Origin of the sequence: Rhodobium orientis, assembly GCF_003258835.1 — a bacterium.
GTDB classification, from domain to species: domain Bacteria; phylum Pseudomonadota; class Alphaproteobacteria; order Rhizobiales; family Rhodobiaceae; genus Rhodobium; species Rhodobium orientis.
In genome coordinates this window covers 24,954-42,504 of the sequence record NZ_NPEV01000041.1, presented here as the reverse complement: position 1 = coordinate 42,504, position 17,551 = coordinate 24,954, and the positions used below count along the sequence as shown (strand labels likewise).

Here is a 17,551-nt window from a genome sequence, read left to right as displayed (position 1 = left end):
CGTCAATGGCGGACGCAAAACGGGACCGCAGAAGGACCCGTTCCGCGCCGCATTTCGCCCCGGCGTCAGACCGTTTTCGCGATCGCCTCTGCCGCCGCCGCGAAGTCGCCGACGCCCATTTCGAGGCCGGGGACGGACGCCGCATCGCCGAGAAGGAAGGCATCCGGCCGCATCGCCGAACGCCGTGTCTCCGCCGCGACCGGGCACCAGCCGTCCGCACCGGCAAGTCCGGAGACCCGGGCGATGCGCCCGGCCGCCTGGGCCGGGATGAAGTTGATGACGTCACCATGGACGGTGCCATTGGTGCCAATCAGCCGGCGCCTCTCCCGGTCGACGGCGACGACGCGCCGGAAGGCAGTGGCATCCAGATGGTCGAACCGGTCGCCGAATCGCGCTGCCAAGGCCGCCACGCGCGCGCGCCGCGCCGGCGTTGCGTCAGATTCGTCGACCATCACCACCCGCGCCTTCGGTTTGTCCTCGGCAAGGTAGGTCGCGATCTCGCCTGCCCGCCGATAGGGACCCTCGGGGAACCGCATGCGCCCGGCGGGAACGCGGATGACGACCGTGCCGCCGTCCGCCATCGCCCGCACCTGGGCGGCCAGTTCCGCCGCGCCCTGGCGGTCGGTCCAACCGTGCGGAAAGGCGATGCTTGCGGCCCGGTCGTAACCCTCGATGCCCTCCTCGCGCATGGAAATGCCCGGCGCCAACACGACCCGGTCGAAGGAAAACGCCCGGCCGCTCAGCGCCTCGGCGCGCCTGCCCCCCCAGTCGATGCCGCGGATGTCGTCGATGGCGAGCTCGATGCCGTTGGCGGCAAGCGCTGCAAAATCGCCGCCCTGGCGCGACGCGGAGACGAAGGAGCGGTAGGCGCCGGGCGCCAACCGCTTCGGATCGCGCTCGATCATGACGACCGAGGCCGAGGGTTCTGCCGCCCTGATCGCCGTTGCCGCGGCAACACCGCCCGGCCCGCCGCCGATGACGAGGACGCGGGCGCCGCTCCCGAGGCGGGAGACGAAAGGAGCCGCCGCAAGGGCGCCGACCGCAGCCGCGCCCGTGACGAGGAAATGCCGCCTGGAAAGTTTCACCATCGCGCTACACCGTTCTGCCAAGAACCTCTAGGTCCGCCTTTGACTTCGCCCGTTCCGGCGCCGCTCCCTTCAGCAATGCCGCCATCCAGTTGGTCTGGGTTTTTTCGCGGCGTTTTTTCATCATCGCCTCGGCGATCTTGTCGCGCACCTCGGCAAAAGGCACCTGCCCCGCCGGATGCACGATCTCGCAATAGACGATGTGGAACCCGGCCTCCGTCTCCACCACATCGCCGACGCTGCCCTCGGCAAGCGCGAACAGCACCCGGTCGATCTCCGGATAGAGCTTTCCGGCGGGCACCCGGCCGAGCCGCCCGCCTTCCAGCGCGCTCGGGCATTCGGAGTGGCGAAGGGCAAGGTCGGCGAACCGCGCGCCGAGGTCCTCCGGCGTCACGCCGGAAAGATCGACCTTCAGCGCGTCGATCCGCGCCCGCGCGGCAGCACGACGGTTTTCGGGAATGTCGTCGTTGATGGTGACGAGGATGTGCCGGACGGTGCGGGTCTCCGGCGCCTGGAACTTCATCGGATGGGCGTCGTACCAGGCGCGGATCTCGGCCTCGCTCGCTTCCGGTGTCATCGACGCAACCTTTTCAAGGACGGTCTCCACCATCAGTTCTCGCTCAAGGGCAGTGCGAAGGTCGGCCGGCGTCAGGCCGTTGGCAGCAAGGTCGGCGGCCAAGGCCTCCGGGCTTTCGTAGCGGGCTGCCACTTCCTCGCAGGTCTGGGTCAGCGAACGCTCCGGGATGACGACTCCGGCCGCCTCGGCGCTTTCCAGCACCAGCGCCTCCACGCGCATGGCGTGGCGCGCATCGGCATCGGCGCGGCGTTGTTCGGCGCCGTCGAGCTGATCGTAGCGCTTGCCGTAGCGGGCGAGCGCGGCGCGCATCAGGTGGTGAGCCAGGACGCCCGTCATTCCGCCCCCTCTTCGACCGTCTCGTCGTCCGGCGCAGTCTCCTCGCCCGGCGCGGCCGCCAGCGCCGTTTCCGGCACCTGCAGCGTGCGTCCGCGGAACCGCACATGATAGGCAACGCCCCCCGGCGCATCGCGCACCACCTTCAGGATCTCGCCCGGATCGCCCTTGGCGGCGACCACATCGCCGTTGATGCCGAGGGTGATAGAAGCGACGACCTTGTCGCCGAACTCGAAAAGGCTCGGCACCCACGGCTCCTCGCCGCCGATCAGTTCCCGGTCACGGCAGCCGACAAGCTTATCGCTGTCGGTGAAGTGGACGGTGTAGATGACCTGGTCCTGCAGGAAGGTGCCGATATCGCGCACGACCCCGGTCGAGCCGCGACGCACCAAGAGCGCGCCGGTCGCCTCGCCCGGAAAGGTGCCGTCGTTACGCAGATTGCGCACGACCCGGACTTCATCGCCATAATCGAAACGGGGCGGCTCCATGGACAAAACCTATTTCAAGAGGGTGTCGAGCGGCACGAAGACCGGCTTGGGATCCTGGGCGTTGAAGACCTTGAAGACCTTTTCCGTCCGCGCATCGGAGGCAACGAAGTCCTGATAGGCCGTGGTCAGGTGGCGAGTGTAGTAGCCAATCCAGCCTTCCTCGCCGCTCGGACCTTCCTTGTCGGCCTCCAGATAGTCGTGGAACCGCTGCAGGATGTGCAGCCGATTGACGAAAACCACCTGCGAATCGTAGGGAACCTCGAAGAAATCGAGGAAATCCTCCGCGCTGGAGAGATCTTCGAGTTCGGCTTCCAGTTCGTCGTTTCTCAACGGTCCGTCCTCTCTCGGTCGGGGGTGTCGATGGTCTCGCGGGCAAGCTCAAGCAGTCCGGCGCCGCCGATGCGGTCGGCAACGTCCAGCCGGCAAAGGGTTTCAAGCGGTGCGATCGCCTCTTCCATACGGCCCAGCCGCATCAGGAGATAGCCGGCCCCCTTCAGCGCCCAGAGATAGAACCTCAGCAGCGCCATGTTGGCGGCGCCGGCCCGGTCGATGTCGGCTGCCGTCAGCGCCCGCCAGTCGCCGGGAACGTTGAGGCGACGGCCGGCGGCCTGCATGGCGAGGTCGGCGATCTCAAGGGTCGCCGCATAGTCGTGGCGGAAATAGTAGAAGCGGTAGATGGCGACGATGACGGTGAGATCATCCGGCGCGCGGTGAAGCGCCTCTTTCAGGAGCGCCTCGGCCACGTCGGGCTCGACGCCTGAGCGCGCCTCTTCCAGAAGCGCGGCGATCTCCGGCGCCACGGGCTCGTCGAAATAAAGCTCCGTCCCGGACATGTCGAGGAGGTCGACTGTCGGCGCCTCGCTGCGCATAGCGGCAGTCTCAGCCATGGGACGCCTCCCGCACCGGAGGTTCGCAGACGTCATGGGCCGTGCAATCGTCGCACTCGTCAGCATCGGCCTTCTTGCCGAGTTGGCCTTCCAGTTCGTCGATCCGCTTGACGAGGCAGGAGATGGCCTCGGCCACCGGGTCGGGAATGAGGTGGTGGTTGAGGTCGATGCCGTGCGGATTGAAATAGGCGACCTTCTTGGACTTCCTCACCACGCGCCCGGGAACGCCGACGACGGTCGAGCCCGACGGCACGTTGGAGACGACCACCGAATTCGCCCCGACCTTGGAATTGCAGCCGATGCGGATGGCGCCCAGCACCTTGGCGCCGGCCCCGACGACGACGTTGTCTTCCAGCGTTGGGTGCCGCTTGCCCTTGTTCCAGGTCGTCCCGCCGAGCGTCACGCCGTGATAGAGCGTGACGCCATCGCCGATTTCCGCCGTCTCGCCGATGACGACGCCGGCGCCGTGGTCGATGAAGAATTTCTTGCCGATGGTTGCGCCCGGATGGATGTCCACATTGGTGAGGAGCCGGCCGACCCAGGAGATGAAGCGGCCGAGGAACCGGTGGCCCCGCTTCCACAGGCGATGGGCGATGCGGTGCCAGATGAGGGCATGGACGCCCGGATAGGTGGCCATGACCTCAAGCGTGGAGCGCGCGGCCGGGTCGCGTTCGAAAACGCAGGAAATGTCCTCCCGGATGTCGCGCCAAAGGCCCATGCCGTTATCCGATCTCCACGGTGATGTCGCGGCTCGCGTCGCGGTGCATGTCGAGAAGGTCGAGCGGCGTCGGCGAGCGCTTGCGCGTCTCCGCAAAGGTGCGGATGCGGGCGAGCACCGTCTCCGCCTCGTCCCGGGTCAGCGGCACGCCGAGCCCGTCGAAGGCATGCTGGACGGCCCGGGTGCCGGAATGCTTGCCGAGCACGACCTCGTGGCAGCGGCCGATCTCCGCCGGATCGAGGCCCTGGTAGTTGAGCGGGTTTTTCAGAAGCCCATCCACATGGATGCCGGCCTCATGGGTGTAGACCGCCGTACCGATGATCGACTTCTGCAAGGGCACCGGCCGGCCCGAGGCCTCAGCGACCAGATCGGAGAGCGCGGAGAAGTCGGCGAGCGTCACGCCCGTGTCGCGCTGGTAAAGGTGTTTCATCCCCATGACGAACTCTTCCAGCGGCGCGTTGCCGGCGCGCTCGCCAAGCCCGTTGACCGTGGTGTTGACATGGGTCGCGCCGTGCTGGGCCGCGGCCAGCGAGTTCGCCGTCGCCAGCCCGAAATCGTCATGGGCGTGCATTTCCAGTTCGAGATCGGTGGCAGCCCGCAGGCGCTGGAAGATGGCGGCGGTGGCGAAGGGCTCCAGGATGCCGACAGTGTCGGCGAAGCGGAACCGGCGGGCGCCGGCCTTGGCGGCCGCGTCCAGCACCTGAAGCAGGAACTCGATATCGGCGCGGGACGAATCCTCGCCGCCGATGCAGACCTCGAAACCGGCGTCGAGCGCCTTCGGCACCATGTCGGCGATGCGCGCCAGCACCTCGTCGCGGTCGCGGCCGAGCTTGTGGCGGATCTGCTGGTCGGAGACCGGGATGGAGAGGTCGATGATGGAAACGCCGAGACCCTCGGCGGCGGCGAGATCGGCCGGCGCCATCCGGCACCAGACGAGGAGATCGGCAGAAAGGCCGAGATCGGCGATCGCCCGAATGGTCTCGCGTTCCGCCGGGCCCATCGCGGGAATGCCGACTTCCAGCTCCGGCACGCCGAGCCGGTCGAGCCTTGTGGCGATTTCCAGCTTTTCCTCCGCGGAAAAGGCAACGCCCGCGGTCTGCTCGCCGTCGCGCAGCGTGGTGTCGTCGATGATCACGGGCGCATGATCCATCACCGCATCCTCACGAATAGGCCGGCGCGAAGGCGGCTTCCGGGTTCTCCACCGGGCCGTCAGCACCCCAATAGGGCGAGAGTTTCCTGAGCTGGGCGACGATCGGCGGGATCGCCTCGATGACCCGATCGATCTCGGCCTCCGTGTTGTGCCGCGACAGCGAGAAGCGGATCGAGCCGTGGGCGGCCGTATAGGGGATGTCCATCGCCCGCATCACATGGGACGGCTCCAACGAGCCGGAGGTGCAGGCCGAGCCGGAGGACGCCGCGATGCCGAGCTTGTTCATCAGCATCAGGATCGCCTCGCCCTCTATGAACTCAAAGGCGATGTTGCAGGTGTTCGGCAGCCGGTGGTCCGGATCGCCGGTGACGAAGCAATGCGGCACGGCGGAAAGGATCCCCTCCTCCAGCCGGTCGCGCAGATCGCGCACCCGCGTCTGCTCCTCCTCCATGTGCTGAAGCGCCAGTTCCGCGGCCTTGCCGAGGCCGACGATGAAGGCCGAGTTCTCCGTGCCGGCACGCCGGCCGCGCTCCTGGTGGCCGCCGCGCAGCATCGGCCGGAAGCGGACGCCGCGGCGCAGGTAAAGAACGCCGATGCCCTTCGGGGCGTGCAGCTTGTGGCCGGAGATCGACAGCATGCTGATCGCGGTCCTCTTCAGGTCGATCGGCACCTTGCCAACGGCCTGCACGGCGTCGGTGTGGAACATGACGCCGGCATCGAAGGCCATCTCGGCCATCTTCTTGACCGGGAAAAGGGTGCCGGTCTCGTTGTTCGCCCACATGATGGAGGCGATGGCGACCTTGTCGGACAAGAGAGCCTGGTATTCGCGAAGGTCGAGCCGGCCCTTCATGTCCACCTTCAGGTAGTGGACGATGTAGCCGTCCTTTTCCAGGTGCTCGCAGAGCGCCAGCACCGCCGGATGCTCGACATTCGTGGTGATGATCTCGCGTCGGTTCGGCTGCGCCCTGAGCGCCGACAGGATTGCCGTGGAGTCCGATTCCGTGCCGCAGGAGGTGAAGATGATCTCGCTGTCATGGGCGGCGCCGATCAGCTCCTGGATCTGCCCCCGCGCCGTCTTCAGCGCGTGGCCGACCCGGTTGCCGAACTGATGCATGGACGACGGATTGCCGAACTGCTCGGTGAAATAGGGCAGCATCGCCGTCACCACCTCGTCGTCGACGCGGGTGGTCGCGTTGTTGTCGAGATAGATACCGTCCATCGTCGTCCCCATGGTCATATGCGCGGTCATGACTGCACCAGCTCGCCGAGCGGCACCATCGCCGGCTTCTTCGCCGGGCCCTTGGCAAGCTGGCTCGCCGGAATGACGCGGATGAACTCGCCGAGTTCCTCCACCAGCTTTTCCTGGATGCCGTTGAGGGTGACCGAGGCGAGCTGGCAGTTGATGCAGGCGCCCTTCATGTTGACGTAGACCTTGTCCTCCATGACCTCGACCAGCTCCACGTCGCCCGCATCGGCCTGCAGCATGGGGCGCAGGCTCTCGATCACCTCATCGATCTTCTTGATGCGCTGGACGCCGGTCATGCCGGCAACGAGAGCCGCTGGCGTCGCTTCCACGACGGGCTTGGGCGCGGCTTCCGGATCGAAGGTCGCGCCGGCCTCGGCCAGCACCTTGGCAAGGATCTCCTCGATGCCCTCATGGCAGGAGGCGCAGCCGCCGCCGGCCTTGGTGTAGTGGGCGACCTCCTCGACCGTCGTCAGCCCGTTGGCGCGCACGGTCTCCTCGATGAGGACGGCATCGACGGCAAAGCACTTGCAGATCAGCGCGCCTTCCTCGTGGTCGTCCTTCCACTCCTCGCCCTTGTAGTCGGCAACGGCCGCCTGCAACGCTTCCCGGCCCATCACCGAGCAGTGCATCTTTTCCGGCGGCAGGCCGTCGAGATAGTCGGCGATGTCCTGGTTGGAGACCTTCAAGGCCTCTTCCAGGGTCATGCCCTTGATGATTTCCGTCAGCGCCGAAGAGGACGCGATCGCCGAGCCGCAGCCGAAGGTCTGGAAGCCGGCATCCTCGATCACCTCGGTGTCGGGATTGACCTTCAGCGTCAGGCGCAGCGCGTCGCCGCAGGACAGCGAGCCGACGTCGCCGGTGGCGTTGGCGCCATCGATCGCGCCGGCATTGCGCGGGTTGTAGAAGTGTTCCTTGACGGTCTCGGAATAGTCCCACATGGCGTCGTCTCGCTGTTGCTGAAGGAGGGGATGCTCTAGGCGGCGAAGCTCTTGCCGCAGGCGCATTTGGACGCCGCGTTCGGATTGTCGAAGGTGAAGCCGGAGCCTTCCAGGCTTTCGACGAAATCGATGGTCGTGCCGGAGAGGATTTCCACGCTCAGCGGATCGACATAGACCTTGGTGCCGTTGCAATCGACGACCTGGTCGTCGGCGGCCGGCGTCTCGACCAGCGCCATGCCGTATTGCAGGCCCGAGCAGCCGCCCGAATTGACCGCGATCTTCAGGCCGGTCAGCGGTTGGTCGGCGGAGGCGATCAGCCGGTCGATGGTCTCGCGGGCCTTGTCGGTCAGGGTCAGCATGGGCTCGGTCCTCATCCCGTGGAGTGATGTCGGGAGAAGATCAGCAAGAGCCGTGCCAGCCGTTTAAGGCTTTCTTAAAGCGTTGAAACTGCGGGATTTCAGCGAATTTCGCATCGCCGGGCCGTTGTCGCCTTTACGACAATTCAGCGAACCGGCATATGTCGCTGCTGCGACAAGCGGGCGCAGTTCGTCCGCCCGCCGTCGTTTTCCCTACACATCCTTCGCCAGCGCCGCACTCTTGATCAGCGCATGGACGAGGTCGCCGACCTCGAGCCCGAGCGTGTCCCAGGACTTCCGGGTGATGCGGGCAAGCAGCGGTGCGCCGCGCCCGCCCGGGCCGATCTTCAAGAACACCGTCATCTGGAAGTCGCCCATCGGCTGCACATCGGTGATGCGCGCGACCGGGCCGTTGAGGATGCTGGAGCCGCCGCTCGCCCGCGACCGGGTGAGGCCAACATCGGACGCGGCGACGCGCAGCCGCCGGACCGAGCCGACCGGGCCGAGATTGCCGGGAATGAGGAACTCCGCGCCGGAGACCATCAGCGTGGAAAGCCCGTAGACCTCGTCGATGTCGGTGACCTTGCCGGTGAGAACCGCCGTCGCCTCCGGCATGCGGGCGAGCGGCAGGCTCGGGTCGGCAAGGAGTTCGTCGATCGGCTCGTTGGCGCGAACGAGGCCCTTGTCCATCAGCACCATGCGGTCGGCGAGCCGTTCGGCTTCCAGGAGGTCGTGGGTCACGAACAGCACCGGGATCGCCAGCTCCTCGTGGAGGCGCTCCAGATAGGGCAGGATCTCGTTTTTCGCGAACCGGTCGAGGGCGGCGAGCGGCTCGTCCATCAGGAGGATTTCCGGCGTCGCCAGGATCGCCCGGCCGATCGCCACGCGCTGACGCTCGCCGCCGGAAAGCCTGAGCGGCGAGCGGCCCATAAGGTCGGTGAGGCCGAGGAGCCGCACCACCTCGTCGAGGTCGAGCCCGGCGCGGGTCGCCCGCGTCCGCCGCTTGCCGAAGAGAAGGTTCTCGCGCACCGACAGATGCGCAAAAAGGCTCGCCTCCTGGAAGACATAGCCGATCGGCCGCTTGTGGGTCGGAACGAAGGTTTTGTCGTCCTGCCAGAGCGCCCCGTTGACGACGAGGCGGCCCTCCTCCATCCGCTCCAGCCCGGCCATGCAGCGAAGGATCGTCGTCTTGCCGCAGCCGGAGGGCCCGAAGAGCGCCGTCATGCCGCGCGCGGGAAAGGAAAAGGCAACGTCGAGGTCGAACGCGCCCCTGCGTCCCCGGAATCTTGCTTCGATTTCCGGCGGCGTATCGGTATCGGACAAGCTCATGTCAGCCGGTTCCGCAGCCGCCGTTCGGTCACCATCATGACGAGGATGACGAGGAAGGAAAACACCAGCATGCCGGCCGACAGGATATGCGCCTTGCCCCATTCCAGCGTCTCCACATAGTCGTAGATGGCGATGGAGAGCACCTTGGTCTCGCCGGGAATATTGCCGCCGATCATGAGGACGACGCCAAACTCGCCGACCGTATGGGCAAAGCCGAGGACGGCTCCTGTCAAGAGCCCCGGCCGGGCGAGCGGCAGGGCGACGGTGAAGAAGCTGTCGAGCGGCGAGGCCCTCAGCGTCGCCGCCACTTCCAGCGGCCGGTCGCCGAACGCCTCAAAGGCGTTGCGCACCGGCTGGACGACGAAGGGCAGCGAATAGATCACCGAGGCAACGACTAGGCCGGCGAAGGTGAAGGGCAGCGTATGGCCAAAGATCGCGGCCGCGCCCTGGCCCAGCGGGCTCGACGGGGCGAGCGCGATGAGCAGGTAGAAGCCGAGCACGGTCGGAGGCAGCACCAGCGGCAGCGAGACCACCGCGCCGACCGCCTCCTTCCACCAGGCCGTGGAGCGGGCGAGCCACCAAGCGATCGGCGTGCCGACGACGAGAAGCACCGCCGTGGTGATCGTCGCCAGCTTTACCGTCAGGATGACCGCTTCCCACATTGGATGCCCGCTCCGTTTTGCCTGTCCCGCCTATGGTTATTCCACGCCGTAGCCATACCCTTCAATGATGGCGGCCGCGGACGATCCCTTAAGGAAGGATAGGAAGGCCGCGGCCGCCTCGCTGTCGGCACCGGTCTTGAGAAGCACGGCGTCCTGGCGGATCGGCTTGTAAAGGTCCCCCGGAACCGCCCAGCGGGACCCGTCATCGTTGCCGGCGATCTGGGAGAGCGCGACGAAGCCGAGCTGGGCGTTGCCGGTGGCGACGAACTGGAAGGTCTGGCCGATATTCTCGCCAAAGACGAGCCGGCTCTCGACCGTATCGTAGAGACCGAGCCCCTTCAGCGCTTCCACGGCCGCAGTTCCATAGGGCGCGGTCTTGGGATTGGCGACGGCAAGCCGGGTGAAGCCGTCGCCTTCCAGCACTTTGCCGCCGTCGTCGACGAGGTCCGGATCAAGGCTGTAGAGCACGATCTTGCCGACGGCGTAGGTGAAGCGGCTGCCGTCGACGGCGAGGCCCTCCTTCTCGGTCTTTTCCGGCCGCGCCTGGTCGGCGGCGAGGAACACTTCGAACGGCGCGCCATTGGCGATCTGGGTGTAGAGCTTGCCGGTGGAGCCGAAGGAGAGCACGGCGTCGTGGCCGGTCTCGGACTTGAACGCCGCGCCGATATCCTTGGCGGCGGCCGTGAAGTTGGCCGCAACGGCGACCTTGACCTCGCCGGCAAGCGCCGGGGCGGAGATGCCGGCCACGAGGGCGGCAAGAAGGGTGGCCCGGCCGAAGCGGGCGGTCGATTTCAAAAACATGAGAAACTCCTGTGGTTGGGTTGGGCGACGCGACACTCGACGGACCGTTGGGAGGACGGATCAGTCGACGCCGAGAATGATGTGGGAGGCCTTGATGAGGGCGCAGGCGCGCTCGCCCGGCTGGAATTCCAGGTCCTCCGCGCTCGCCTTGGTGACGATGGCGACGAGCGTCTTGCCGGCGCCGATGTCGATGACGACCTCGGTGTTGACCGCGCCGGGGGTGACCGCGGCGACGGTGCCGCAGATGCGGTTGCGGGCCGAGGTCCTGGCGGTCTCGTCCGCGCGCATCAGGATCGGCGTCGAAGCCTTGATCAGCGCGAACACCTCGCGGCCCGGATGGATGCCGAGCGAGATGGCGCTCTGGTTGGTGATGATCGCCGTCAGCGTCGTCTCCTCGGAAATGTCGAGCGAGATCTCCGAATTTACGGCGCCGGCCTGCACATGGCTGACGATGCCGTAATAGGTGTTCCGGGCGCTGGTCTTCATGGCGAAACTCCACAAAAGGGGACTGAGGCCGCCGTCGGCAGTGCCGGAAAGCGCGGCGTCGAGGTCGGCAAGGACGGTACCCAGCCGTTCGGTCAGAAGCTTGTGGGCGGCAATCGCGCGCCGCCCCTCCCGCGTGACCTCGGCACCGCCGCCGTGCCGGCCGCCGGGGCGGGCAACGACGAGCGGCTTTGAGAACAGGTTGTTGAGGGCATTGACCGCGTCCCAGGCGCCCTTGTAGCTGAGCCCCTGGTCGCGGGCGGCGGCCGAGATCGACCCCAGCCGATCGATGGCGTCGATCAGCCGGAACCGGTCTTCGCCGGCGCGGTGCCCCTCGGCATCGAGGAAAGACAGGACAGGTGTGAGAACGTTCGTGTCGGTGGTCATGGCGTTATTTACTTCGACTGCATAACGGTTGGCATGTCAACACCTGACCGGAATGCAGCCTTTGTGCCAATTGGGAAAATGACCGGATTTCCGGGAATTCCCACCGATTCAGAGTGTCAGTAAGATGACCGGAAACACCGTGGTGTCGCGGCCGTCACCCGAATCTTTGTCGCAAAGCTGACAAGATTGTCCGGCTGGGCCGTCAGCCGATCAGCGCCTCGTAGGCGTCGCGCAGGAGCTGCAGCTCGACCGGCGGCAGGCTGCGCGCCTCGGTCAGCTCGATGAATTTGCCGCCCCAGTCGTCGGTCATCTCGAACGGCGGATCGATAGCGGTGAAGCGGGCGAGGTGGACGGCAATCTGGCCACCGTCGGCATCGACGGTGGCGGCAAAGCCGGGCTCGGCGGCAAGATCGGCGGTATCGAGGCCGAGGCGCTCGGCGGCGGCAGTCACGATCGTTCCGGGAAACGCCACCACGCCGCCGCCGTGCATCGCCATCGCGGCCCCCTCCGGCAAGGGAGAGAAGCCGCAGATGCTGCCGGTGTCGTGCAGGAAGAAGCGGATCCGCGCGCTGGTCGGCTGCTTGTGGATGAGGATCACCCGGTTCGCCTGGAACGGATCTGCCGCCATGGTCAGCCCCAGCCCTCGGTCGCGACCTGAAGCCGGGCGACGGGCGCGCCGGCAAGCAGGTGCTCCTCGAAGATCGCGGCGATATCCTCCGGCTCCCGGACGTTGCGGTATTTCACCCCGTCCGGATAGACGACGACGGTCGGGCCTTCGGCGCAGGGACCGCCGAGGCAGCCGCTGTTGGTCACCTGCACCCGGCCTTCGAGCGCCCGCGCCTTCACCTCGGCGAGAAACAGCATGAAGGTGTCCTCCGCCTTGTTCTCCGCGCAGCTTCCGAACGGATGGCCGGGCTCGCGCGACTGGGCGCAGACGAAGACGTGCTTTTCCGGTTTCGGAAGCATGACAGAAATTCCTTGAGGTGTGAGGGTTCGCTCGGCCGGAGGGGCCGAGCTCAGGCCGCGACAGCGGCGGCCGATCCGTGGGTGAAACAGTTCTTCGGGCATATCCGCGAGCAGGCCTCGCAGCCGATGCAGTCGAGCCGGTTCTTCAGCGACATCACCATCGAGGTGTCGTCGGAAAAGCCGTCATCGTCATCGTCGTCATCGCCGAACGGATCGTCGTCGTCATCCTCGTCGTCATCGGCAAGGCCGAGGCTTTCGCGCTCCACCAGTTCCAAGACGTCGCGGGCGCAGACCCTGAAGCAGCGGCCGCAGCCGATGCAATTCTTGGGGTCGAGTTCCAGGACGAACTGCGGCACCCATTCGATGCCGCCGAGCGTCAGGCCGGTAATTGCAGTCATGTCATCAAATCCCTCAGCTCGCGGTCGCGCCTTCGGCGTCCTGCAACGCGGCTTCCGCCTCCGCCCATTCCTTGCACGCCGCATAGGTCTCCTCGGCCACCCGCGGCAGTTCCTCATAGGCCGCCGGCAGCCGGTCCTCGACCAGGTCGTGCAGCTCCATGGCCTTTTCGCCGGCGATCCGCTTGGCCCTCTTGGAAGCCTTGCGCAGCGCCTTCAGCGCCTCCTCGTCCATATCCAGATCTCCCTCACGGAATTACAGCTTGGCGACGTCGCGATGCTCTTCGATGAGCGCGACCGCCTTGGCGACGATCTTCGTCGCCTCCTCGCACATGGCGTCCAGCGACTTGAAGCCGAAGCGGTGGACGTCGCGCAGGTTCCTGTCGACGACGATCAGCCGGCCGACGGCGATGATCGCGCGCCCGAAGCCCTCATGGGTGAGGTTGACCATGGGCACAGCCATCAGGCCGGTTTCGGCCTCGATGGAGGCCGACAGCGCGTTGTACCAGGCCTTCACACGGGCCAGCACCAGCTCGTCCGGATCGCCGATCACCGGCACCTCGCGCTTGCGCTCCTTGGTCATCACGAAGGGATCGAGGATCTCGTGGTCGCCGGCATTGTCCCAGGTGCCGTAGCTGTCGACGGCGCGCATCTGGCGCAGCATTTCGGTCGCAAACGGCGTCGCCAGCGACGGATCGTCCGGCGTCACCACCATCTCCATGAAATCGTTCATCGAAGTCTCCCCGTTGTGGCGGCGCCGGGCGCTATTCGCTCCAGCCTTCCGCCTCCATGTCGTCGAACCGGTTCGGATCGCGCTCCTCGGAAAGGGCGCGCACGATCCACAGCGCCGGCCCCTCGCGCAGCTCCTGCTGCAACTGGGCAAGCTGCGCCTTGATCGGCGTGCCGGGCGCCACCTTCAGCGGCTGCACCCCGACCTTCTTCAGTTGCGCGATCGCCGAGGCGCCGACCGCCTGGCAGTAGACCGCCGCGCAGCCGGTGAGCGCCGCGATGCGCGCGGCCAGCTTGTCCTCGTTGCCGTCCTGGCTGGCTGCCTCAAAGGCGATGGCCTCGGCAATCCGCGCCTCGTCCATGGTCACGTGGTAGACGGCGAACCTGACGGCCGAGCCGAAATGCTGATCCACATGGGTCTGGTCGGTGGTGGCGAATGCCACCTTCAGGGCCTTTTCCATGAAGCCGTCCCCGTCGAAATCTTCCACCAGCGTCAATCTGCGGGCGAGCCGCGCGCCTGCCATGGTCACAGTCCTTCTGCCACTGAGCTGGCCGCATCGTCGGCGCCGTCCTGCGCATAGATCGAGCGATAGGGGGCGATGGTCGCCGGCTCCGCCTCGATCATCAGGTTGCCGAGATCGAACAGCACCTGCCGGCTGCCGCGATAGCCGACGGAAACCTTCGCCGGCGCGCCCATGCGGTCGAATTGCGGAAAGCCCGCCCGGTGCAGCGGCACGCCCAGCCGTTCGGCCGTCGCCGCGCAGTGCGCGTTGCCGATGACGAGGTCGACGCCGGCCGCGCGCGACAGCTTTTCAAGGTCTTCCAGGTCGCCGATCTTGACCGCCTCAGACGGCACGGACTTCAGCACCGGCGCGTTCGACGGCGCGACCGCAACGGCAAGCTCGGCACCCATGCCGGTAACGAGATCGCCATAGGCCTTCAAAAGGTCCGGATCGGCGGCAACGGCCATCTTCACCATGCCAAGATGGAAATGGGCGTCGAGCATGGCGTCCTGGAGTTGAGAGCGCTGGCGGGAAAGCCGCGCCGGCACATCGCGTCCGGAGACCCGGCGCAGGGCATCGACGAAGGCGTCGACCGCATCGAGGCCCATCAGATGCGCGAAGCGATGCTCCGGAACGCCGGTGCGCTGCGCCAAAAGGTCGGCGGCATGGGAAAGGCTCTGACCGATGACCAGCGTCGCGCGGGCCTCGTGGAGGCGGGCGAATTCGGCGATGTCCGTGCCGCCGGTCGTCAGCGGCGAAAAATCCGCATCGGCGAGGTGGCCGTCGAGGCTGCCGGAAAGGTCGGGCAGGACGACGGGGGCCAGGCCGAACGCCTCGACGATCTCCTTGACCTCTTCGATGTCGCCCGGCGACAGCGCGCCGTTGACGAGGACGGTGACGCGGTCCGATGCCGGATCGCCGCCCTTTGTCTCGGCCTCCGGCACCAGCTTGTCGATCATCGCGGCGACGGCCTTGGCGAATCCGGCTTCCAGCGAGCCGGCATAGTCCGGCGTCTCCACCGCGACGATGGCCGTGCCGTCGTGCTCCGGGTGCTTCTTGCGAAAGACGTTGACGGAACCGGCGGTGTCGGAGCCTTCGGTTTCGGCAAGGCCCGTCGTCGGCAGGCCGATCAGCGCCGGGGCGTTCTTGCCGCAGATGGTGGCAAGGCCGTCGATGACGTTCGTATCGGCGCCCATGACGGTCGACACCTGGTCCATCGCCGTGGTCTGCAGGGGCACGGGCTCGCGGAAATGGCCGATCAGGAAAATCTTGCCATAGGCGGTGCAGCCCTGCGCCCCGTGCAGCATCGCGATGGTGTCCTTGATGCCGAGGAAGGCGAGCGCGGCGCCCATGGTCTGGCTTGCCTTCAGGGGGCTGACGGCAAGCGCCTTGTTGCGTTTGACGATCTCGGCCATCCGCCCTACTCCGCTGCTGCCGCGGCGACCGCCGCGTTCCAGGGCGCCGGCCGGCGCACCGCCTCCCAGATCGGGCTTTCGATGGTCTGGGCGAGTTGCCGGGCAAAGGTGATCATGCCCTCATAGCCCGCATAAGGGTGCTCGCGCTCCTGGTTGATGTGCAGGAACGGCAGCCTTGCCTTGAGTGCGGTATACATGTTGCGGCCACCGGCAATGAGCACGTCGGTATTGGTCTCATGGACCATGTCGATGAGGGCGCGCGCGCCCTGGCTCTCGTCGAGCATGCGCGTGTTCTCGCCCATCAGCTCGCGGATTTTCGCCTTGTCGTCTTCGGTCGACTTACGGGTCGAGGTGGCGACCACCTCCATGCCGAGGTCCTGCAAGGCCGAGACGATGGACCACGCCTTGACGCCGCCCGTGTAGAGCAGCGCCCTCTTGCCGGAGAGCCGGCTGCGCCAGGGCTTCAGCGCCTCATGTACACGAGCTTCCTCGCGGGCGATCAACGCCTCGGTGCGGGCGGTCAGATCGTCGTCGCCGATCAGGGCGGCGATGTCGCGCAGCGCCTGGCTCATGTCGCGCACGCCGTAGAACGAGCCCTCGAACCAGGGCGTTCCGTACTGGTCCTTGAGCTTGCGGGCGACGTTGATGAGCGCCTTGGCGCAGACCATCATGTTGACTTCGGACCGGTGCATGGTCTGCACCTCGCGGAACCGCGTGTCGCCGGAGAGCGAGCCGAGCACCCTGATCCCGAGTTCGTCGAACAGCGGCGTGACGTGCCAGAGCTCGCCGGCGATGTTGTATTCGCCGATCAGCGAGATGTCGTGGACGGTGACGCCCGGGCGCTCAAGGTGCTCGGCCACCGGATCCGGCTCGCGGGTGCCGATGACGTATTTGACCATCGCCTCGCCGGCGATGCGGTTGCCGAGGTTCTTGGTACCGTAGAAGCCGGCCGCATCGACCGGGACGACCGGCGTCCCCCACTTTTCCGTCGCCGCCTTGCAGATGGCCTCGATGTCGTCGCCGATCAGCGCCGGAATGCAGGTGTTGTAGACGAAGACGGCGGCCGGGGCCTGGCTGTCGATCGCCTGCTTGATGGAATGGAACAGGCGCTTTTCGCCGCGCCCCATGATGACGTCCTGTTCGCTGAGGTCCGTCGTCAGGCCGAGCTTGTAGATCTTGGCGCCGGAGGATTTCGAGCCGCGATTGTCCCAGGCGTTGCCGGCGCAGGCGATCGAGCCATGGACGATATGGGCGACGTCGGCAACCGGCAGCAGCGCGATCTGCGCGCCGTCGAAGCAGCAGCCGCCGGATGCGCCGCCGGGCGTCGGCCGCGTGCAGCCGGACTTCGCTTTGGTGTTGTGCTCGCAGGCGGGCTCGTTGAGGAGTTCCGCAATGTCTTTTTGTTTCATCCGCCACAAACCCCGCTGTCATGGAACGCTCAAATAAACAACAGCAAGCGACATGCCAGTTGGTTGCGGCTTGATTTTATTCGATCTTTTGCATGGAAGCGGTGTCGCAAACCCGACAATGGCGGGGGCTTTGTCCGGTAAACACAGGCGTTTCGGGATCAGATGCCAGTGAAGAGGAGATCAAGGGCCGCAATGATCGCGTCGCGCTCCCCGGCCAGCGAGGAGATCCTCTCGCCGACGGCCCGGCGCGGAACGCCGGCCAGTTCGCCCGTCGACAGGATGAAGCGCTCACCCTCGACTTCAAACACCGGATGTAGCTTGGTCACGGGTCGGAATGCGCCCTCCGCAAGCAGCGGCGCAACGACGACGGTCGCTAGCGGATCGAGCAGGTCCGATTGGAGTATGACGAGATAGGGGACGCGAGCGCGCATCGCCGGATTGGGATTCCGGCAGACGTCAAACTGGCGCACTAGAAGCCTCTAATTCCGTCGCTGAAGACGCCGTCGCGCTCCACGGCCTCGGCATAGCTGTCGAACGCGGCACGGTTCTCGGTCCGCCAGCGCTCGGCCCGAACCTCGCGGACCTCGTCGCGCAGGGCACTTTCCAGGACCTGCGACAGGATGATGCCAAGCCCCTTCGCCTCGTCGAGGAGGGCGGCATCGATGCTGAGATTGGCGGCGCGTTTCATGGACAG

The 17,551-nt window shown here is 66.5% G+C and carries 24 protein-coding genes; all 24 read right to left on the bottom strand.

Annotation, left to right across the window (positions count from 1 at the left end; translation table 11 throughout):
* Positions 1 to 65: 65 nt before the first annotated feature.
* The 24 genes from CH339_RS17045 to CH339_RS16930 all read right to left on the bottom strand — a co-directional run bounded on the left by CH339_RS17045 (position 66) and on the right by CH339_RS16930 (position 17,545).
* Complete coding sequence (locus CH339_RS17045; RefSeq protein ID WP_111435576.1) at positions 66 to 1,088, bottom strand: FAD-dependent oxidoreductase; 1,023 nt, start codon at positions 1,086 to 1,088, stop codon at positions 66 to 68.
* Between the two features lie 4 nt (positions 1,089 to 1,092).
* A complete protein-coding gene (gene nifM, locus CH339_RS17040; RefSeq protein WP_111435575.1) occupies positions 1,093 to 1,998 on the bottom strand; it encodes a nitrogen fixation protein NifM in 906 nt (301 codons plus the stop codon).
* Positions 1,995 to 2,483 carry a nitrogen fixation protein NifZ gene (locus CH339_RS17035; protein WP_111435574.1) on the bottom strand — a complete coding sequence of 163 codons (489 nt, stop codon included), beginning with the start codon at positions 2,481 to 2,483 and terminating at the stop codon, positions 1,995 to 1,997. The genes nifM and CH339_RS17035 overlap by 4 nt, the downstream gene beginning before the upstream one ends.
* Positions 2,484 to 2,492: 9 nt before the next feature.
* Positions 2,493 to 2,813, bottom strand: coding sequence for a nitrogenase-stabilizing/protective protein NifW (gene nifW / locus CH339_RS17030; protein WP_111435573.1), 321 nt, complete (start codon positions 2,811 to 2,813; stop codon positions 2,493 to 2,495).
* The gene (locus CH339_RS17025; protein ID WP_146610220.1) at positions 2,810 to 3,370 is read right to left on the bottom strand and encodes a hypothetical protein; all 561 of its coding nucleotides are present in this window, start codon (positions 3,368 to 3,370) and stop codon (positions 2,810 to 2,812) included. Before CH339_RS17025 ends, nifW begins: the two co-directional genes overlap by 4 nt.
* On the bottom strand, positions 3,363 to 4,088 hold the full coding sequence (gene cysE / locus CH339_RS17020) for a serine O-acetyltransferase (RefSeq protein ID WP_111435571.1): 726 nt from the start codon (positions 4,086 to 4,088) through the stop codon (positions 3,363 to 3,365). The genes CH339_RS17025 and cysE overlap by 8 nt, the downstream gene beginning before the upstream one ends.
* 4 nt (positions 4,089 to 4,092) lie before the next feature.
* Positions 4,093 to 5,238 carry a homocitrate synthase gene (gene nifV / locus CH339_RS17015; RefSeq protein ID WP_111435570.1) on the bottom strand — a complete coding sequence of 382 codons (1,146 nt, stop codon included), beginning with the start codon at positions 5,236 to 5,238 and terminating at the stop codon, positions 4,093 to 4,095.
* 10 nt (positions 5,239 to 5,248) lie between these two features.
* A complete protein-coding gene (gene nifS, locus CH339_RS17010) occupies positions 5,249 to 6,457 on the bottom strand; it encodes a cysteine desulfurase NifS (RefSeq protein ID WP_111435592.1) in 1,209 nt (402 codons plus the stop codon).
* Between the two features lie 26 nt (positions 6,458 to 6,483).
* Entirely contained in the window at positions 6,484 to 7,422 is a 939-nt protein-coding gene (gene nifU, locus CH339_RS17005; protein ID WP_111435569.1) for a Fe-S cluster assembly protein NifU, read from the bottom strand.
* A 35-nt stretch (positions 7,423 to 7,457) separates the two neighbouring features.
* Positions 7,458 to 7,781: a HesB/IscA family protein gene (locus tag CH339_RS17000; protein WP_111435591.1), complete on the bottom strand. Its 324-nt coding sequence runs from the start codon at positions 7,779 to 7,781 to the stop codon at positions 7,458 to 7,460.
* 210 nt (positions 7,782 to 7,991) lie between these two features.
* Positions 7,992 to 9,107, bottom strand: a complete 1,116-nt coding sequence (gene modC / locus CH339_RS16995) for a molybdenum ABC transporter ATP-binding protein (protein WP_111435568.1) — start codon at positions 9,105 to 9,107, stop codon at positions 7,992 to 7,994.
* Positions 9,104 to 9,769, bottom strand: coding sequence for a molybdate ABC transporter permease subunit (gene modB / locus CH339_RS16990; protein ID WP_111435567.1), 666 nt, complete (start codon positions 9,767 to 9,769; stop codon positions 9,104 to 9,106). Before modB ends, modC begins: the two co-directional genes overlap by 4 nt.
* A gap of 36 nt (positions 9,770 to 9,805) precedes the next feature.
* Positions 9,806 to 10,570, bottom strand: a complete 765-nt coding sequence (modA, locus tag CH339_RS16985) for a molybdate ABC transporter substrate-binding protein (protein WP_111435566.1) — start codon at positions 10,568 to 10,570, stop codon at positions 9,806 to 9,808.
* A gap of 60 nt (positions 10,571 to 10,630) precedes the next feature.
* Complete coding sequence (locus tag CH339_RS16980) at positions 10,631 to 11,440, bottom strand: TOBE domain-containing protein (RefSeq protein ID WP_111435565.1); 810 nt, start codon at positions 11,438 to 11,440, stop codon at positions 10,631 to 10,633.
* A gap of 202 nt (positions 11,441 to 11,642) precedes the next feature.
* Positions 11,643 to 12,068, bottom strand: coding sequence for a hypothetical protein (locus tag CH339_RS16975; protein ID WP_111435564.1), 426 nt, complete (start codon positions 12,066 to 12,068; stop codon positions 11,643 to 11,645).
* Between the two features lie 2 nt (positions 12,069 to 12,070).
* Positions 12,071 to 12,406: a (2Fe-2S) ferredoxin domain-containing protein gene (locus CH339_RS16970; protein WP_111435563.1), complete on the bottom strand. Its 336-nt coding sequence runs from the start codon at positions 12,404 to 12,406 to the stop codon at positions 12,071 to 12,073.
* 50 nt (positions 12,407 to 12,456) lie between these two features.
* Positions 12,457 to 12,804 carry a ferredoxin III, nif-specific gene (gene fdxB / locus CH339_RS16965; protein ID WP_111435562.1) on the bottom strand — a complete coding sequence of 116 codons (348 nt, stop codon included), beginning with the start codon at positions 12,802 to 12,804 and terminating at the stop codon, positions 12,457 to 12,459.
* 13 nt (positions 12,805 to 12,817) lie between these two features.
* On the bottom strand, positions 12,818 to 13,036 hold the full coding sequence (locus CH339_RS16960; protein ID WP_111435561.1) for a CCE_0567 family metalloprotein: 219 nt from the start codon (positions 13,034 to 13,036) through the stop codon (positions 12,818 to 12,820).
* A gap of 21 nt (positions 13,037 to 13,057) precedes the next feature.
* On the bottom strand, positions 13,058 to 13,534 hold the full coding sequence (locus tag CH339_RS16955; protein ID WP_111435560.1) for a NifX-associated nitrogen fixation protein: 477 nt from the start codon (positions 13,532 to 13,534) through the stop codon (positions 13,058 to 13,060).
* A 31-nt stretch (positions 13,535 to 13,565) separates the two neighbouring features.
* Positions 13,566 to 14,054 carry a nitrogen fixation protein NifX gene (nifX, locus tag CH339_RS16950; protein ID WP_201241085.1) on the bottom strand — a complete coding sequence of 163 codons (489 nt, stop codon included), beginning with the start codon at positions 14,052 to 14,054 and terminating at the stop codon, positions 13,566 to 13,568.
* 2 nt (positions 14,055 to 14,056) lie between these two features.
* A complete protein-coding gene (gene nifN, locus CH339_RS16945) occupies positions 14,057 to 15,448 on the bottom strand; it encodes a nitrogenase iron-molybdenum cofactor biosynthesis protein NifN (protein ID WP_111435559.1) in 1,392 nt (463 codons plus the stop codon).
* A 5-nt stretch (positions 15,449 to 15,453) separates the two neighbouring features.
* Positions 15,454 to 16,857 carry a nitrogenase iron-molybdenum cofactor biosynthesis protein NifE gene (gene nifE, locus CH339_RS16940; protein ID WP_111435558.1) on the bottom strand — a complete coding sequence of 468 codons (1,404 nt, stop codon included), beginning with the start codon at positions 16,855 to 16,857 and terminating at the stop codon, positions 15,454 to 15,456.
* Positions 16,858 to 17,015: 158 nt separating this feature from the next.
* Entirely contained in the window at positions 17,016 to 17,327 is a 312-nt protein-coding gene (locus CH339_RS16935; RefSeq protein WP_111435557.1) for a CcdB family protein, read from the bottom strand.
* The gene (locus CH339_RS16930) at positions 17,327 to 17,545 is read right to left on the bottom strand and encodes a type II toxin-antitoxin system CcdA family antitoxin (RefSeq protein ID WP_170138564.1); all 219 of its coding nucleotides are present in this window, start codon (positions 17,543 to 17,545) and stop codon (positions 17,327 to 17,329) included. The genes CH339_RS16935 and CH339_RS16930 overlap by 1 nt, the downstream gene beginning before the upstream one ends.
* Positions 17,546 to 17,551: the final 6 nt, after the last annotated feature.

Coding starts and splice junctions, on each gene's coding strand:
- CH339_RS17045 (WP_111435576.1), bottom strand. CDS start 1,088: ATGGTGAAACTTTCCAGGCGGCATTTCCTCGTCACGGGCGCGGCTGCG.
- nifM (WP_111435575.1), bottom strand. CDS start 1,998: ATGACGGGCGTCCTGGCTCACCACCTGATGCGCGCCGCGCTCGCCCGC.
- CH339_RS17035 (WP_111435574.1), bottom strand. CDS start 2,483: ATGGAGCCGCCCCGTTTCGATTATGGCGATGAAGTCCGGGTCGTGCGC.
- CH339_RS17025 (WP_146610220.1), bottom strand. CDS start 3,370: ATGGCTGAGACTGCCGCTATGCGCAGCGAGGCGCCGACAGTCGACCTC.
- cysE (WP_111435571.1), bottom strand. CDS start 4,088: ATGGGCCTTTGGCGCGACATCCGGGAGGACATTTCCTGCGTTTTCGAA.
- nifV (WP_111435570.1), bottom strand. CDS start 5,238: ATGGATCATGCGCCCGTGATCATCGACGACACCACGCTGCGCGACGGC.
- nifS (WP_111435592.1), bottom strand. CDS start 6,457: ATGGACGGTATCTATCTCGACAACAACGCGACCACCCGCGTCGACGAC.
- nifU (WP_111435569.1), bottom strand. CDS start 7,422: ATGTGGGACTATTCCGAGACCGTCAAGGAACACTTCTACAACCCGCGC.
- CH339_RS17000 (WP_111435591.1), bottom strand. CDS start 7,781: ATGCTGACCCTGACCGACAAGGCCCGCGAGACCATCGACCGGCTGATC.
- modC (WP_111435568.1), bottom strand. CDS start 9,107: ATGAGCTTGTCCGATACCGATACGCCGCCGGAAATCGAAGCAAGATTC.
- modB (WP_111435567.1), bottom strand. CDS start 9,769: ATGTGGGAAGCGGTCATCCTGACGGTAAAGCTGGCGACGATCACCACG.
- modA (WP_111435566.1), bottom strand. CDS start 10,570: ATGTTTTTGAAATCGACCGCCCGCTTCGGCCGGGCCACCCTTCTTGCC.
- CH339_RS16980 (WP_111435565.1), bottom strand. CDS start 11,440: ATGACCACCGACACGAACGTTCTCACACCTGTCCTGTCTTTCCTCGAT.
- CH339_RS16975 (WP_111435564.1), bottom strand. CDS start 12,068: ATGGCGGCAGATCCGTTCCAGGCGAACCGGGTGATCCTCATCCACAAG.
- CH339_RS16970 (WP_111435563.1), bottom strand. CDS start 12,406: ATGCTTCCGAAACCGGAAAAGCACGTCTTCGTCTGCGCCCAGTCGCGC.
- fdxB (WP_111435562.1), bottom strand. CDS start 12,804: ATGACTGCAATTACCGGCCTGACGCTCGGCGGCATCGAATGGGTGCCG.
- CH339_RS16960 (WP_111435561.1), bottom strand. CDS start 13,036: ATGGACGAGGAGGCGCTGAAGGCGCTGCGCAAGGCTTCCAAGAGGGCC.
- CH339_RS16955 (WP_111435560.1), bottom strand. CDS start 13,534: ATGAACGATTTCATGGAGATGGTGGTGACGCCGGACGATCCGTCGCTG.
- nifX (WP_201241085.1), bottom strand. CDS start 14,054: ATGGCAGGCGCGCGGCTCGCCCGCAGATTGACGCTGGTGGAAGATTTC.
- nifN (WP_111435559.1), bottom strand. CDS start 15,448: ATGGCCGAGATCGTCAAACGCAACAAGGCGCTTGCCGTCAGCCCCCTG.
- nifE (WP_111435558.1), bottom strand. CDS start 16,857: ATGAAACAAAAAGACATTGCGGAACTCCTCAACGAGCCCGCCTGCGAG.
- CH339_RS16930 (WP_170138564.1), bottom strand. CDS start 17,545: ATGAAACGCGCCGCCAATCTCAGCATCGATGCCGCCCTCCTCGACGAG.